Source organism: Kitasatospora sp. NPDC127035 (genome assembly GCF_042726075.1).
GTDB lineage: Bacteria > Actinomycetota > Actinomycetes > Streptomycetales > Streptomycetaceae > Kitasatospora.
Genome location: NZ_JBHXDN010000033.1, coordinates 55,945 through 70,768, shown reverse-complemented (window position 1 = coordinate 70,768; position 14,824 = coordinate 55,945). Strand labels below are relative to the sequence as shown.

The window sequence follows — 14,824 nt, the reverse complement described above, 5'->3', positions numbered from 1 at the left end:
GGGCGCCCCCCCCCCCACCGGGGGGGGCCCCGACCCCCTCCCTAGATGCGGATGTTCCTGCCGGTCACCAGCGGTACCAACGGTGACGGCGGCCGGAGGAGTGCGTACCGCGAGCAACGAACCCGACCAGCCAGAGCACCAGGACGACGACGGCCACCCACCAGAGGATCTTCACCGCGAAACCCGCCCCGAACAGGAGCAGAGCCAGCAGCAGGACGATGAGAAGCGGAACCATGAGTCGACCTCCGTAGTCAGTGTCGGAGGACCGACTGCCCCGCTGAACAGCTCATATTCCTGGGAATCTTTCCGCCCGACGAGGGCAGACGACCCCGCCCAGGCTGCCGGCCGACGTGGCGGGCGCCCTCGCCTGCTGGTCGGTAAAGCCGTTGAGCCTGCGCCCCTCGCTCGGTGATCATCTGCTGGTGACCGTCGAGAAGACACTTGCCAACGCAGAAGCGGACCTCCGTGCGGGCCGCGTACCCATGGCTCGCCAGCGGTTACGCGGCCTGGTGTCCTCCTGCCCCACCGACCTTCAGGTGCGGTGCCGCCTGGGTGAGGTCTACCGACTGTACGGCGATGCTGCCCAGGCCGGGCGCTGGACGTATCTGCAGGCTGACCGGGACCCTGATGAGACGGCGGCGTTCGAGGCTCGGTACCCCCACCCCGTCGCCCGGATGACCGCTCTGGCGTGGCGAGGTCCCGAGGACGTGGCAGCCACCGACATCGCTCGAACACGTCTGACCGAGGTCCGTGAGTCGGCTTCGGACGCCGCGGGCCGTCCGCTTTCCTGGGGCTTCGCTCCTTCCGACGGCCGGGAGACCGAGGCAGGCAGCTCGTCCGCCGTGATCCGGGCGGTGGGCTGCACGGCCGTGATCCTCGTCGTGCTCGTGCTGGTTCTGTTCGTCGTCCTCGGCGCGGTCAGCTTCATCAGCCGGCTCTGACGGACTGCGGGGCGGCCGGGGGCAGGCGGAGCAGCGCAGGGGCCGGGCCGGAAGGACGCTTCGGGTGTCACTCTCGGAGGGGCAGCAGGTTCTCAGGCATACCGCAGGCGGTTGTTCAGATATTTCTCATCTCCAGGCCCGACCTTTGTCGTGATCATCCGGCCGAAGAGCGTCCGACCGTCGGTGACGACCGTCACCGATCGAGCCGAAGCGGGGGTGATGGGCCACCCGTTTCCACAGGTCATCAAGCACAAGATCATCCGATACCCGTGCGACTCTGCCCGCCACCGACACCAACTTCCAAGTCCTGCAAGCAAATTCAATCTGAGACGATCAGTTAGGTGGAACGGTCAGCGGTGGACGGGAAGCCGGTCGGTGAAGCGGTGGGGACGTCTCGACTGCGGGACAAGTGGCTCCGTGGGACGGCTCTGCGTAGCCGACTGGCGGTATCCGTGGCTGCGGCCGTGTCACTGGCCGTGGTGACGTGCGCGGTGACCGGCTGGTTCGTGGCACGCGAGGAGATGACCGCTCAGGTCGATCAGGCGCTGGCGCGCACCTGGGCGCCGAACGTGCACGCGCCGCCTCAAGCCGAGATCCGAGCGATGAACGACTGGTGCCGTGGGGTCGTCACCCAGCCGTGGATGACCAGGGACACCGTCCCCACGGTGATCTTCGCGGACGGGACGTCCTGTCCGCCGAACGAATCCCGGTCCGTGGAAGTCACTGACGGCGACCTGCCGGTGGCGGGCAGCGGGACGAGCGAAGCCGGCGCACACTCCTACTTCCGCAACGGGCGACTGGTCAACGGTGACGCCGTGCGGGTGTACGTGGTCAGCTACGGACCCGTCGTGTTCAACGGCAGGCCCACCACTGCAGCCGTCGCGCTCTCCCAACCCCTGCGCCCGGTACACGACGCGCTGTTCGGACTCGCCCTGGTCACGGCCGCCGTCGCCGCGCTGGTGATCGCGGCCTCGGCCACCGGTGCGTGGTGGCTCGCGCGAAGGGCCCTGCAGCCCGTCGACCGCCTCACCCGGGCGGCCGAGCACATCGCACGTACCCAGGAGCCGGGCACGACCATCGACGTGGCCGGCGGCGACGAGATCGCCCGCCTCGGCCGGGCGTTCAACGCCATGAGCACCGCTCTCGCCCGTTCCCGCGACAGCCAGTCGCAGCTGATCGCCGATGCCGGCCACGAGCTGCGTACCCCGCTGACCTCCTTGCGCACCAACATCGATCTGCTGGTCCGCAGCGAGGAGATCGGGCGGCCACTGCCCGAGGGCACGCGTGCCAAGGTCTTCGCCAACGTGAAGGCCCAGATGGTGGAGCTGTCCACCCTCATCGGCGACCTGCTGGTCCTCTCCCGTCCCGTGCCGGCGGTGGGTCCCGTGCCCGTGCTGGGACTGCACGACGTCGCCGCCCGCGCACTGGACCGTGCAAGGCTGCGCGGGCACTCTCTGACGTTCAACGTCGATCTTCAGCCGTGGTACGTACGGGCGGACACGCACACCCTGGAGCGGGCCGTGGTCAACCTTCTCGACAACGCGGTGAAGTTCAGTCCGGTCGGCGGAGCCGTCGATGTTTCGCTCGTCTCCGGCGTTCTCACGGTCCGTGACCACGGACCGGGCATCGCGCCCGAGGACATGCCGCACGTGTTCGACCGGTTCTGGCGCGCGCCGACCGCGCGGCAGTTGCCCGGTTCCGGCCTGGGCCTGGCGATCGTCGCCCAGGCGATCCACGACGCCGGCGGCGAGGTGTCGCTCGCCGAGGCGGCGCCCGGAGCGGACGGTCAGACGGGCGGTGCGGTCGCCACCGTGAGGCTGCCGGGCTCGCCGACACCTCCCCCGCAGGCGGCTCCAGCGCCTTCGCACCCCTGAGCCCGCGTGGCGTGCCGGGCCGGCGTGCGAGGGGTCAGCCGGCGGTGCGGGTCAGGTCGTCCCGGGTCTCCAGGTAGGCACAGAGCTGCGCCCAGGTGGAGACTGTCCGGCCGTTGGGGGACGGGGTCAGGGCCGGGACGGGGTGTTCGCCGACCAGGATCAGCCCGGCGCTCTCCCGTTCGGCGCGGCCGTCGTCCGTGATGACCACCTCGGTCCGCTTCCACCGCGGGTGGTAGCGCCGCTCGGGGATCTCCGCCAGATCGGCCGGATCGGGGAGGTCCGGTCCGGGATGGTCCAGGAACCGGATGACCGGGCCGGTCGAGCAGCCCGCGTCCGCCCGGCCCGCCACCCGGAGCAGGCACGTACGGCCGCTCCGCGCCCGGTACGCGTAGACCCGGCCCGGGACGGCCCGCGCGGGCTGCGGGCCGCGGGCGCGAAGCGGACGTGGTTCGGGCTGGGGGCCCTCCAGCCGGGCTCTCAGCCGTCGCAGGACAGCGGCCCGCCGGCGCACTTCTGCGGCGCCGGCTTCCTGCCAGCGGTCGAGGTCGCCGCCCGCGTCCAGCAGGGCCAGGGCCTCCCGCCGGGCGGAGCCGGTCAGTCGTCCGAGCCGCGACTGGGTGTCCGCCAGGGCGAACCGGACCACGGCCCGCTCGTCCGGGTCCGCGAGTTCCTCGGCGAAGGCGCTCAGCACCCGCGCTTCGGCCTCCTGGGTGTCCGCCCCCGCTTGCAGGGCGTCGCGGTAGGCGTCGCGGACATCGCACGCGGTGTCGTCCGCGTACAGCCCTGTCCCGTCCGTTCCCACGCTCTCCGCTCCTCTCGCCGACAGCCGGCCCACGCCCGGCGCGCTGGTTCTGACCGGTTCGTGGACGATCACTCGTACGAAGTCTCCCACGCCGCTCCCGCCGGCCTCCTCGTGTCGAGCCGCAGGCGGGCGACGGGCAGGAGGGACTGGCCTCCACCTGCCCGGCCGACCCGTTGGCCCGGCGCCTGCTCCAGGGCTTTGAGCCGGTGCGGGCGGCGGGCCTCGTCGCCGGTCGCCCCGAAAGCAACCGGCTGCCGGCGCCTCCCTGTGATGCGGTGTTCGGCGCAGTAGGCGCCGTCGGCGTGGGGGGCTCGTCGACGTAGTAGCGCACAGAGTCCCAGGGCATGGGGAGTTCTGGAAGGTCATCCAATTAATATCTCCGGACGCCAAGCGGTCGCGCTCATCAAGGGCTTGCTCGTAAAGCAGCAGGGCGGAACTGGCCATCATCGGCGTCACCGGGACGCCCGCCGGTTGGCCGGCTGCCTGGAATTCTGTCGAGTATCAGCACGACCCCACTACCGCCAGCCCGCTTCTCGGCTGCTCACCCTACCTGGTCGACGGCGCAGACGGGAGCATCTACAAAATACCGAGCGCAATGCTCCAGGAGGACTGGCATGATCTTTTTATTCGACAATTCAAAGGAGCCCAACCGCCGGATCCCCTGATGTCGGAGGTGTCCATCACTCTTCACACAGAAGGCCACATGGCGGCAATGCGCCACCTTCGCAGGAGCGCCCCACTTCTCGGACTTTTCGAGGCACGCAAGTATGTCTTGGCCATCCAGAACGGGGAGCCTCCCGCAAAGGATCTAATGCGACTCACCCGAAAGTTCGAAACCTTCACCTCTCTTCCGGTATTGCGAATTTCGGGCCCTTTAGGCTGATGGCTCAGGAGCACGTCTGACGGCTACGGCTCGGTGAGGGCGCCGTCGCCGTCGGACCGGACGGCGGCGCCGAATCGCCACGCCTCGATGTCGCGATAGTGGATCGGCCCGGGGCCACGGCCGATGTTGCTGCCGACGAGGTGGAGACGTTCGGTCCACCACGCCCGGCCCACGAACCCGCCGAGCCCGGCCGCGGCCTGCGGCACGCTGGTGGGATCGTCGCGGCGGGAGCGGGCCAGGGTCAGGTGGGGGCGCAGCGGGCGGTCCCTGAACTCGATCCCGCAGGACCTGATCAGGTCCCGGACGTCGGCGGTGAGCAGGTGCAGTCCCTCCAGGTCCCCGTCGATCCCGCTCCACAGCAGTCGCTGGTCGAAGTGGCCGCCGCCCCGAAGGCCCAGGTGCAGGGCGGAGTACGACGCGGCCGCATCGGCCAGGACCGACCTCAGGAGCGGCACCGCCCCGGAGGACAGTTCACCGAGGAAGGCCAGGGTGATGTGCCAGTCCTCGATCCGGTTCCACCGCAGCCGCGGGTACGCGGCGTAGGCGGGCTGCAGGGCCCGGGCCAGTTCGTCCTTGGCGTCGTCGGGCGGGGCCAGTGCCACGAAGACACGGAGGGTCGAGGGCTCGGGGTGATCATCCACGAAGGGGGAGGTTAGCCGAGGGCGGGTCGCCCGCGCTCGCCGGTGCCGCCGGGGCCGACGCCGACGCCGACGCCCTGATCGTCGGCCGCCACCCCACTGTGACCGCCGCACCCCCCTGGGGCATATCACCGGGGTCCGGGCACCGGGATCGGGCTCCGGGGTGGGGCTCCGGGATCGGGCGTCGGGACCGGGCACCGGGGTCGGGCTCGGCGGTGAGCCGGAGCTCGGGAGCCTGCCCCGGCGTGACCCTCGACGGTGCGGCGGATCCGTCTCCCCCCCTCGGAACCTCACCCGGCGTCCCTGGGGTCACCGCCGGCGCAGCCGCGGCAGACAGCTACCGGCGGGCGGCGGGCGCTCAGCTGCCCGGACGGACGGCCTCTGCCACGGCAACGACGAACCAGTGGGCCGGCAGCGCTACCCGGGTGCCGTCCGGATGGCGCTCGCTCATGGCGAGGTCGCTCTCGCCCTGGTCGAGGATCTCCAACCCGGCCTCGTGCAGCAGCTCGGGCAACTCTCCCGAAGCGACCTCGGCCGGGCGCAGTTGGTGCTTGCGGACCTGTCGAAGCTTCTCCGGCGGGCCACCGGGCCGTTCGGCGACCTGTTGGAGCACCGCCTTGGCGGCTGCGGTCGGCTCGACCACGAAACCCCGGCCGCGTCGGCCGAGCAGCAGGGCGACGGCCTCCGCGACCGGCACCCGGTCGTCCGGGTCGCTCTGGTGGAGCACGGCCCGCAGGTAGACGTTGGCCTCGCCGATTCGGTCGCCGAGTCGCCGCACCCCCGCCAGGTCGGTGAGGTCGAACTGTTCGAACTCGGCCACTGCGTCGCGGTCCGCCCGACGGGCGTGTGCCACGGCCGCGGCGGACAGGTCGACGCCCACCGCGCGCGGGAAGTGCCCGGCCAGGTAGCGGGTCTGGGTGCCGTTGCCGCAACCGAGGTCGACGATCGGCAGCGTGCGGTCGACGTGGGCCGCGAAGAGCGCGATGTGCGGGGCCGCCGTCAGTGTCGCGTCCGCGTCCCAGAACGGCTCCCCCGGTTCTCCCGTGTTCTCGGCCCAGAAGCCCTCCCACGCGCGTACGTAGCGTTCCGAAGCACTCATCAGCAGGTCTCTCCCGTGTGTCGTGGCAGCGATGACAGCCTCCATACCGGGCCTGGCAACGGCGGAAACCACTCGGCTCGATCCTTCACACCGCGTTCGACCCCGCGCCGGTAAAACCACCGGACGGGTGAGTCCTGGCGGGGCCGGAGGCGTCGGTCGAGCAGGGACGCGGCCCCGCCCCGGCCCGACCGGGCCATGCCCGGGGGTTGTGGGAGGTAGCGGTCCGCCGGAGCCGGCGACGGGCGCGCGGACGGATGGGCCGGCGGTTCTCGACCGGTTCGTCGAGACCTTCGAGGAACGCCCCCCCGGGCCCTCCGACCACCCCGAGCCATGCGGGTGACGCAGCGTGACAGAGCTGCCCCGCGCTCGTTCATACCGGGCATGACCACACTCAGAAGTCTGCGGCGCCTCGCCGCCGCCACCCTGCTCCTGGCTGCCGTCGTCGCCCCCTCCGTATCGCCCGCCGCGGCCGCGCCCACCGGGTCCGCCGCACACCACGCGGTGGTCCGCGCGATCGTCGAACCCCCGCTGCCCGTCGAGGAGTTCCCGCCCCAGGTCGACGAAGCGTGCCACATCTGGCGGGGGCTCGGCTGGCCGACCGCCGACCGCCCCCGCGACTACCCCGCGGGTGACGGCCTGGTGATCCGCGGCAGCAACGTCTACGGCAACCGCAGCGGCGACCTCCCCAAGGACGGCCGCTACCGCGAGTACGACGTCAACCCGCGCACCCTCGGCACCCACCGCGACGCCGAGCGCCTCGTCCGCAACCCCGACACCCGGACCGTCTGGTACACCGACGACCACTACGACAACTTCCGCGAGATCACCTCCGGCTGTTCCTGACGGACCGCGCCCCGCACCCTCCCGTCCCCGGTCCCGCCCGGGTGCCCCGGCTGTGCCGGACGCGGCCCGGGGCGGGGCGGGGCGGAACGGGAGGGGACGGCACGGGGCGGGAGTCACGTCCCCCTCCGTCCTTCGGGCGTCAGATGTGCAGGGTGCCGTCCAGGACCGTGACGGCGTTTCCGGTGAGGTGGACACGGTCGCCGCTCAGAGCCGTGCGCACCAGGCCGCTGCGTGACGACACCTGGAGGCCGGTGAGCTCCTCCCGGCCGAGTCGGGCCGACCAGTACGGCGCGAGCGTGGTGTGGGCGCTGCCGGTGACCGGGTCCTCGGGGATGCCCCTGGCCGGTGCGAAGAAGCGGGAGACGAAGTCGTGGCCCTGGGCTCCCTCGGCAGCGGGGGCCGTGACGATCACGCCGCGCAGTGCCTCGCGGGTGGTCAACTCGGCCACGGCGTCGAAGTCCGGCCTGAGGTCCCGGACCGTGGCCTCGTCGGCGAAGACCGCCAGCAGGTCACCGAGGCCGTCGGAGCGGAAGGCGGTCTCGGGAGCGGCCCCCAAGGTGCCGGCGAGCCCGTCCGGCACGGCCACCGCGGTACCCGGGGCCGCGACCGGGAAGTCGAGTGTGATGGCCCCCTCCGCGTCGGCGTGGGTGACCAGGACGCCGTGCTTCCGGCTCAGGAACCGGACGGCCCCGACGAGGCCCCTCTCGGCGCGAAGCGCGTGCGCCGTGGCGAGTGTCGCATGACCGCAGAGACCGGCCTCGACCCGCGGGGTGAACCAGCGGACGGCCCAGTCGGCCTCGGACGAAGCGGGCAGCGGAAGGGCGAACGCGGTCTCCGAGTGGTTCATCTCGGCCGCGATCCGCTGCATCCACGCATCCTGCGGCCACTGCCCGGCAGGCAGCAGACAGACGGCCGCCGGGTTCCCGGAGAAGGGGCGATCGGTGAAGGCGTCGACGACGAAGAGGCGCATGCCCGGACCGTAACGCCGCCCGGGCCCGCACCCCCAGGGCCAATCCGAGACAGGTGGCCCCCTTCCCCGCCGCGCCGCGCCGGCCCTGGCGGGGGGACCTCGCCGATCCGCAGGCCGGGGCCCTCAGGTCCGACGATCCGTCAAAGCCCGTCGTACCGGCCGTCACACCACTCGGCGCAGGCCCGACCGGAACCGGACGACGGCAAGAACGCGGCGATCGACGCGGGCGCGGGTGCGGGCGCGGGCGGGAACGGGCCCAGCTGCCGAACGGGTCTGCGGGGAGGGGTGGTTCACGGTGCCCACGGTGCGCAGCGTCGGACGTTGTGGGCGAGGGCCCGGAGGACGTCGGTGCGGGTCACCTGGGCGGGGAGGAGGCGGCTCAGGTCGGAGGGCATGTCGGGCTGGTCGGGTGGGAGGAAGCCGAGTTGGGCCACGCGGGCCATGCCGCGGGTACGCGGTTGTGGCGTGGTGGGGTCGGCCAGGAGCGGTCCGCGGGCCGGGCGGCCTGCCTCGTCGAGGAACTCGATGCAGGCCCGTTCCAGGTCGGCCGCGGTCAGCCGGGCGGGGCCGGCGGTGACCCAGTGGAGGCCGGGCGCCCTGGTGTCGCCGTCGATGAGGGCTCCGGTCAGCGCGGTGACGTAGTCGACGAGGGTCTCCATGGGGAGGATGTCGGTCCAGTGGTCGGGGCGGACGGGCAGTCCGCCGGGGCGCGCCTGGAGCATGACCGTGAACAGGGCGTGGGGGAACTGGTGTCGCGGTGGGGTGGCGGCCCGGAGGGCGGCGAACAGGAGGGCGGTCCGCACGACGGCGACGGGTTGGCCGCAGTGGGTGGCCAGTTCCTCGGCTCGGCGCTTGGAGCGGCCGTAGGCGCGCATGGAGCGGGCGGCGAGGTCGTCGCCGGTGACCTCGAAGGCGGCCGAGGCGGAGGAGAGCAGGACCACGGGGACGCGGGCGTCGTCGGCGAGTTCCAGGATTCTGCGGGTGCCTTCGGCGTTGACGGTGTCGAAGGCGGCGTGGTCGCGCGGGGCGAAGTCGGTCAGGCCCCCGCAGTGCACGACGGCGTCGATGCCGGCGGCCAGTTCGCGGCGCCGGCCGGCGTCCAGTCCCAGGCCGTCGACGGTGAGGTCGGCCTGGAGGCAGGTGGTGGCGCCTTCGGGCCGGCGGCGGTGGACGAGCGCGGTGACGTCGTGGTGGACGGCGAGTGCGGGGAGGAGGTTCGCCCCGATCACGCCGGTCGAGCCGGTGAGGAGGACGGTGGGACGGGCTGGGGTCATGGTGGCCTCGGGTGGGGAAGGGGCGGTGTGGTGCCGGGAGGGGCGGCCCGGTGGCGGAATTGGCGGCCCGCCGGCGGGGTGTCGGGACCGTGGGGCTGCGCGGCCGGTTCGCCCGCCGGCCGGGGCGGCGGATCCAGTTCGGGCCGATGCCGGCATCCGGGTGCGGGGTGAGGCGGTGGCGGTGCCGGTGGCGGTGGCGGTGGCGGTGGGGCCGGTGCGGAGCGGGTCGGGCTTCGACTCAGGCCATCGCCGTCAGGGCGCTCGGCGCCGCCTCGGGCCTGGCGGATGCCGACGGTGCCGTGGCCGTGGCCGTGTACTCCACCGGGTGGCAGTAGGAGAGGCCGTCGAGGGACTCGCCGGTCACGAAGCGGGTCAGCAGGTCCCCGGCCCGGGCCGGGAGTTCCAGGTGCATCGCATGGTCCGCGTCGTACACCAGCACGAGGCGGGCATCGGTACAGGCCGAGGCGACCTCGCGGCACAGCTCGGGCGGAGTGAAGCGGTCGTGCTCGCCCGTGACCACCAGGACGGGCACGGTGATCGGCGGCTGCGGCGACGGCGTCTGCCGCAACAACCGCAGGGTGTTGTGGCGGTACTTCTCCCGGTCCGCGCCGACGATGTCGCGGAACATGGAGTGCAGGATGCGGCGCACCGCCGCCTGCCGGGTCACCCGCGCGCCCGGTGTGGAGCGCAGGATGACGTCGGCGCTCAGCTCGGCGAACTCCTCCATCCGCCCGTCCTCCAGCAGGTCCACGCTGCGCCTCAGGTCCTCCCGGACCGCGTCGGGGACCCACAGGAGCGGCCCCGCCAGGACGATGCTGCGTACCGCGCACGGGCGGGTCTGGGCGTAGCGGTGGGCGATGCCGGAGCCGTACGAGGCGCCGAGCACGTGCACCTGCCCGCGCCCGTGCCCGGCCGCCTCCAGGAGGTCGTGCAGGGCGCCCGCGAGGAAGTCCACGCCCAGGGCGGCGGGCAGGGTGTCGGCATCGCCCCACCCGGGCAGGTCCACGGTGAACACGTGGAACCGCTCGGCGAGCACCGCCTCGAAGCGGCCCCAGGCCGCCTTGCGCTGAAGGGCCCCGCCGATCAGCACGACCGTGTCGACGTCGGGGTCGCGGTGTCGTAGCGTGCGCCCCTCGGACCTGTATCCGCCGTAGCCGGACACCACGAACTCTTCGAAGGCCAAGACGTTCCCCTGCTCCTGCGAACCCTGGCGGCCCGGTCGGATGCGACCGTGACGTCCGCGCCGTCAGGTGCAACGATCATGGCGGGGTACGGTCACGTGGACGGCCCGGGGAATCGGGCTCGTCAAGGCGCCGGGACCGGGGCGGGCCCGCTCGCGGCGGGGGCGTGATCTCCGCGAGCGGCGCTGCGAAGGGTGTCTGCGAGCCGCCGGCGGTCGCTGGGCACCGCTCCGGCGGGGTCAGTCGTCGCTCGCCCGCCCGATCCGGGTGAGGGCGGTGGCGGGCGGGGTGTGGAGGGCGAACAGGCGGGTCTTGAGGCGGTCGCTGAGCCACAGCGGCGCCGCGTACTGCAGGGCGGTGCCCAGGTGGGCGTCGAGGCCGACGGTGTACCTGCGCCGTGGGCGCGGGACGCTGAGGGCCCTGGCGATGACGCGGGCCACCGGTTGCGGCCCGCCGGCCGAGCGCTGGATGCGGGCCAGGAGGCTCGCGGTACGGTCGTGGACACCGGCGTCGGTCTGGATGGTGGTGAGGGAGGACAGATCCTCCCGGGCGCGGTCCCAGAACGGGGTCGCGACGGTGCCGGGCTCGATCAGGACCACCTGCACGCCGTGGCGGCGGGTCTCCATGCGCAGGCTGTGCGTCGCCGCACTGAGCGCGTGCTTGCTGGCGGTGTACCAGCCGTTCATCGGCGCCGGGATCCGCGCGGAGGCGGAGGAGACGGTCACGATCCGCCCCCGGCCCCGTCGGCGCATCGCGGGCAGCACCAGCGCGCACATGCGCAGCGTGCCGACGACGTTGACCTCCATGATCTCGCGGATCCGGTCCTCCGGGGGGTCGGTGATCGCACCCGTCAGCGGGATGCCCGCGTTGGCGACCAGCGCGTGGGGGCCGCCGTCGGTCAGGTCGGCCGCCTGCGCGACGGCCTCGTGGCAGGAGGCCGGATCGGTGAGGTCCATGACCACCGCATGCAGCGTCAGACCCCGGTCGCGGGCGGTGCGGACGAGCGCGTCGGCCTTGTCCCGGGAGCGGGCCGTCCCGATCACGCGGTGGCCCTGGCGGGCCAGGAGCAGCGCTGTGGCCAGGCCGATCCCGCTGGTCGCGCCCGTCACCAGTACGCCGGCCGACCGACCGGGTCCGCTTGTCTGCTCGTTCACGGCTTGTTCGCTCCAGGGATAGGCGGGTGGCCGTCCCACGGCGGGCCGACCCCGGGCAGCGTGCGACCCTGCCGGGGGAAGGTGACGGGACCGGCCCGGTGACAACGACCGTGCACCCGCCCGGGTCACACTCGGCACGGCTCGGACCCGCCCCCGTAGGCCGGCCCGCCCCCTTCGGGTGCCTCTTCGCCGCCCCGGGCCCCGGTGAACACCCGATCATGTGACGGGGCAATCCCGCGGCCTCGGACTTCACGGACCTGTCCGGGGCGGTTCCGGCCTCGTGTGCCGCAACCGCCCCGGACGTGGATCCGGTGCGCAGCCGTCCGGGATCAGCAGATGTGCCAGGGACCCCAGCCGTTGTCGAAGGTGCGACCCCAGATACTGTTGTCAGCGCCCCAGGCACCGATGGTGGACGGGTTGGGCCAGGCCACCCCGTACTTCAGGTTCTCCCCGCCGAGGCTCGCCCAGGGGGCCCATGATCCTCCCGGGGTGGTCTGCCGCGAGGACCAGATCGCGTGGTCGGTGCCCAGACCGCTGACCTCCTTCCGACCGTCGGCCCATGTCACGGTGGTGACCTGACTTCCGCACAGGAGCACGCGCGAAGGGGCTCCGTAGGTGACCCAGGTGTTACAGCCGCTCACTCCGTCGTAGTAACCCGGAGCGGATCCCACTTCGAGGTCCACGTAGTGGTCGGTCGGCGTAGCGTGCACCGGCGCAGCGAAGCCGAACATTCCGGCAACGACGGCGAATAGAAGCGCGATTAAACGTACCTTCTTCTTCAAGGGTCCGCCTCTTCATTCACTCCGGGGAATCTCCTCCGGGAACTCAGAAGTCTCCCAGAGGAGTTTCCCGAATCCGTACCCCCGTGGAGGTATCTGTAAGACCTCCTCATACGGGATGCGGACGGGCACCAGTACCAACTATCCGCGCACGTCCGCACCTGGACACCGCCCGCGAGGCGGGCGGCCAACGCCTTGCGAGCCCCGGAGTTCACGTCTCCCGTGCACCGGAGGAATCGGTCCGGCCGAGGCAGACGGGGTTCGATGCCACGAACCGCTGTGTCAGTGCGAAGACCTATGGTGTCGCCAGAACGGAACCACTCAGGACAAAGGGTCGAAATGGCACTGACGCCGGAGACCGACGCCTTCCGAGCCGGCGGTCGGACCCGGCGGAGACAAACCGCCTCCGGTTCTCGATCAGGCCGGGCGGGCGTCTGGCCCGGCGGCGCCTATGCTCGCTGTGCGGGCCTGCCCGAGCAGGGCTGCGGCCCCGTGGAGCCGGCTCCCCTGCGCGCCCGGCGGACAGTGGCGGACGGCACCGATCGGCTGAGAGGCGGAGGACGCATGACCCTGGAGGAAGGCCGGCGTGTCCGGCTGACGGAGGATCTCGGGATCGGCGAGGCAACCGCCGGGGAGCTCGGGACCGTCGTCGGGTTCCTGTCCCTGGGAGCCGGGATCGAGGGCACGGTCGAGGGGGTGGACGGGGAACTCCCGCAGAGCGAGGACGCCCGCGAGTACGAGCGGCTCAAGGCGCTCCTGGAGGACTACGGGCACACCATGCCGGCGGCGAGCCGAACGCGGCTGGAGGCCGAGATCGCCGCGCTGGAGCCCACCTGGGCCGCCCACCAGGAGCCGGGGGCGCGGGCGACGGTCCGGGTCCGGTGGGACAACGGCCTCGTCCTCGACGGGGCGCACCAGGACATCCTCACCCCGCTGTGAGGGTCGGCGTCCTCGCGGCGGCGACGGACCGGCTTCGCGGGCGTACAGCCGGTTGCTCGGCGCCGCGCAGGAGGCGGGCATGGACGAGGCGGGCGGGAGCGCTTCTGGCGCGTGCGCGTGAGCTTGCGCCAGTGATCCTGGGGCGCTTGGGAACCGGCAAGGCGCATCGGGGCGCCGGGCTCGAACTCGACGACCGGTGTACATCGCCGGGACCGACTGCACCACGGCCAGGCGGCAACATGGGCCGCGCCCGCCCACGTACGGGCCGGGCGCGGTCCGGGCGGTGAGTGGGGGGAGACTCACCGACCGGACCACGTTCCGCTCACCCGGGGCTCTTCTCACCCTGATCCCGCCGGGCAAACCCACGAGTTTCTCGCGTCGGAAGGCCCGACCGGGAGATCGGTGTCAGCGTCCCCCCTGTCCCCCGGTCAGGCCGCCGCGCGGCGGGCGGCGGACGGCAAGCGGCGGTGTCCGGTCGGGGATCGGCGGTCCGCAGCCGTACGTTCCGCCGACGGCGAAGTCCGGCCCGACCGGGCGCGACCGCGACTACAGTCCGGTCGCATGACGACGGTTACGACACGCACGGTCGAGTACCCGGCCGACGGCCTGACGATGATCGGGCATCTCGCGCTCCCTGCCGGTGTCGACCGCAGACCTGCGGTCCTGATAGGGCCCGAGGGGCCGGGTCTGAACGACTTCCAGCGCCGCCGGGCCGACGCCCTCGCCGAACTGGGCTACGTGGCGCTGGCCTTCGACATCAACGGCGGGCGCTGGTTCACCGACCCCCAGGAGATGCTGGCCCACACGACGCCCCTGCTCGCGGACCCGGACCGGATGCGGGACATCGGCCACGCGGCGCTCGACGTACTGCGCGCCGAGCCGCGGACCGACCCCGACCGGATCGCCGCCATCGGCTACGGCACCGGAGGCGCGATCGTGCTCGAACTCGGGCGCGACGGCGTCGACCTGCGCGCTATCGGGACCGTCAACGCGCTCACCACGGGCCGACCGGGCGAAGCCTCGCGCATCCGCTGCCCCGTGTGGGTCGGGGTCGGGTCGGAGGACCCGATCATGCCGCCCGCACAACGGGACGCCTTCACCGCCGAGATGCAGGCCGCCGGCGTCGACTGGCGCCTCGTCGTCTACGGCGGGGCACTGCACGCCTTCCACCACCCGCCGGTCGACCAGGACGTGGTCCCCGGCGTCGGCCACCACCCGCAGCACGCGCAGCGGGCCTGGCGGGACGTGGTCGCCCTGCTTGCCGAGTGCGTGCCCCTCACCGGGTGAGCGACCCCGAGCAAGCCGTACAGGCTGCCCACTCCGACGTGGCAGACACGTAGGCGCGGGCGCCCCGGGCCGGGCCGAGGTCGGCGGCGACGTCGACCCGGACGGCGGACGGCGGACGGCGGACGGCCGGAGCCGTACTCGGGCGAGGGCCGCGCCGACA

At 72.7% G+C, this 14,824-nt stretch carries 14 protein-coding genes; 5 read left to right on the top strand and 9 right to left on the bottom strand.

Features of this window, described 5'->3' with window-relative positions; all coding sequences use genetic code 11:
• Positions 1 to 64: 64 nt before the first annotated feature.
• On the bottom strand, positions 65 to 235 hold the full coding sequence (locus ACFWIC_RS22710) for a hydrophobic protein (protein ID WP_329874831.1): 171 nt from the start codon (positions 233 to 235) through the stop codon (positions 65 to 67).
• Positions 236 to 422: 187 nt separating this feature from the next.
• Here ACFWIC_RS22710 and ACFWIC_RS22705 point away from each other — a divergent pair, with 187 nt between their 5' ends.
• Positions 423 to 941: a DUF6584 family protein gene (locus ACFWIC_RS22705; protein WP_380519877.1), complete on the top strand. Its 519-nt coding sequence runs from the start codon at positions 423 to 425 to the stop codon at positions 939 to 941.
• Between the two features lie 452 nt (positions 942 to 1,393).
• Positions 1,394 to 2,815 (top strand): sensor histidine kinase, encoded by a 1,422-nt coding sequence (locus ACFWIC_RS22700; protein ID WP_380519876.1) that lies wholly within the window; start codon positions 1,394 to 1,396, stop codon positions 2,813 to 2,815.
• 34 nt (positions 2,816 to 2,849) lie between these two features.
• Here the strand turns inward: ACFWIC_RS22700 and ACFWIC_RS22695 are convergent, their stop codons facing one another.
• The 3 genes from ACFWIC_RS22695 to ACFWIC_RS22685 all read right to left on the bottom strand — a co-directional run bounded on the left by ACFWIC_RS22695 (position 2,850) and on the right by ACFWIC_RS22685 (position 6,237).
• Positions 2,850 to 3,617: a hypothetical protein gene (locus ACFWIC_RS22695; protein WP_380519875.1), complete on the bottom strand. Its 768-nt coding sequence runs from the start codon at positions 3,615 to 3,617 to the stop codon at positions 2,850 to 2,852.
• Between the two features lie 906 nt (positions 3,618 to 4,523).
• On the bottom strand, positions 4,524 to 5,141 hold the full coding sequence (gene thpR / locus ACFWIC_RS22690; protein WP_380359682.1) for an RNA 2',3'-cyclic phosphodiesterase: 618 nt from the start codon (positions 5,139 to 5,141) through the stop codon (positions 4,524 to 4,526).
• A 355-nt stretch (positions 5,142 to 5,496) separates the two neighbouring features.
• Positions 5,497 to 6,237, bottom strand: a complete 741-nt coding sequence (locus tag ACFWIC_RS22685; RefSeq protein ID WP_380519874.1) for a methyltransferase domain-containing protein — start codon at positions 6,235 to 6,237, stop codon at positions 5,497 to 5,499.
• A 381-nt stretch (positions 6,238 to 6,618) separates the two neighbouring features.
• On the opposite strand from ACFWIC_RS22685, the gene ACFWIC_RS22680 reads away from it, so the two are divergent.
• A complete protein-coding gene (locus tag ACFWIC_RS22680) occupies positions 6,619 to 7,080 on the top strand; it encodes a ribonuclease domain-containing protein (protein ID WP_380359679.1) in 462 nt (153 codons plus the stop codon).
• A 139-nt stretch (positions 7,081 to 7,219) separates the two neighbouring features.
• On the opposite strand, the gene ACFWIC_RS22675 is transcribed toward ACFWIC_RS22680, so the two are convergent.
• The 5 genes from ACFWIC_RS22675 to ACFWIC_RS22655 all read right to left on the bottom strand — a co-directional run bounded on the left by ACFWIC_RS22675 (position 7,220) and on the right by ACFWIC_RS22655 (position 12,369).
• Positions 7,220 to 8,050, bottom strand: a complete 831-nt coding sequence (locus ACFWIC_RS22675; RefSeq protein ID WP_380519873.1) for a PhzF family phenazine biosynthesis protein — start codon at positions 8,048 to 8,050, stop codon at positions 7,220 to 7,222.
• A 290-nt stretch (positions 8,051 to 8,340) separates the two neighbouring features.
• Positions 8,341 to 9,324, bottom strand: a complete 984-nt coding sequence (locus ACFWIC_RS22670) for an SDR family oxidoreductase (protein WP_380519872.1) — start codon at positions 9,322 to 9,324, stop codon at positions 8,341 to 8,343.
• 238 nt (positions 9,325 to 9,562) lie between these two features.
• Entirely contained in the window at positions 9,563 to 10,507 is a 945-nt protein-coding gene (locus ACFWIC_RS22665) for an alpha/beta fold hydrolase (protein WP_380519871.1), read from the bottom strand.
• A gap of 237 nt (positions 10,508 to 10,744) precedes the next feature.
• On the bottom strand, positions 10,745 to 11,659 hold the full coding sequence (locus ACFWIC_RS22660) for an SDR family oxidoreductase (RefSeq protein WP_380519870.1): 915 nt from the start codon (positions 11,657 to 11,659) through the stop codon (positions 10,745 to 10,747).
• 329 nt (positions 11,660 to 11,988) lie between these two features.
• Positions 11,989 to 12,369, bottom strand: a complete 381-nt coding sequence (locus ACFWIC_RS22655; protein ID WP_355405947.1) for a hypothetical protein — start codon at positions 12,367 to 12,369, stop codon at positions 11,989 to 11,991.
• A 633-nt stretch (positions 12,370 to 13,002) separates the two neighbouring features.
• Here ACFWIC_RS22655 and ACFWIC_RS22650 point away from each other — a divergent pair.
• Together ACFWIC_RS22650 and ACFWIC_RS22645 are read left to right on the top strand one after the other, a co-directional pair.
• Entirely contained in the window at positions 13,003 to 13,377 is a 375-nt protein-coding gene (locus tag ACFWIC_RS22650) for a hypothetical protein (RefSeq protein ID WP_380519869.1), read from the top strand.
• A 561-nt stretch (positions 13,378 to 13,938) separates the two neighbouring features.
• Positions 13,939 to 14,664, top strand: a complete 726-nt coding sequence (locus ACFWIC_RS22645; RefSeq protein ID WP_329876650.1) for a dienelactone hydrolase family protein — start codon at positions 13,939 to 13,941, stop codon at positions 14,662 to 14,664.
• The last annotated feature ends 160 nt before the right edge of the window (positions 14,665 to 14,824 follow it).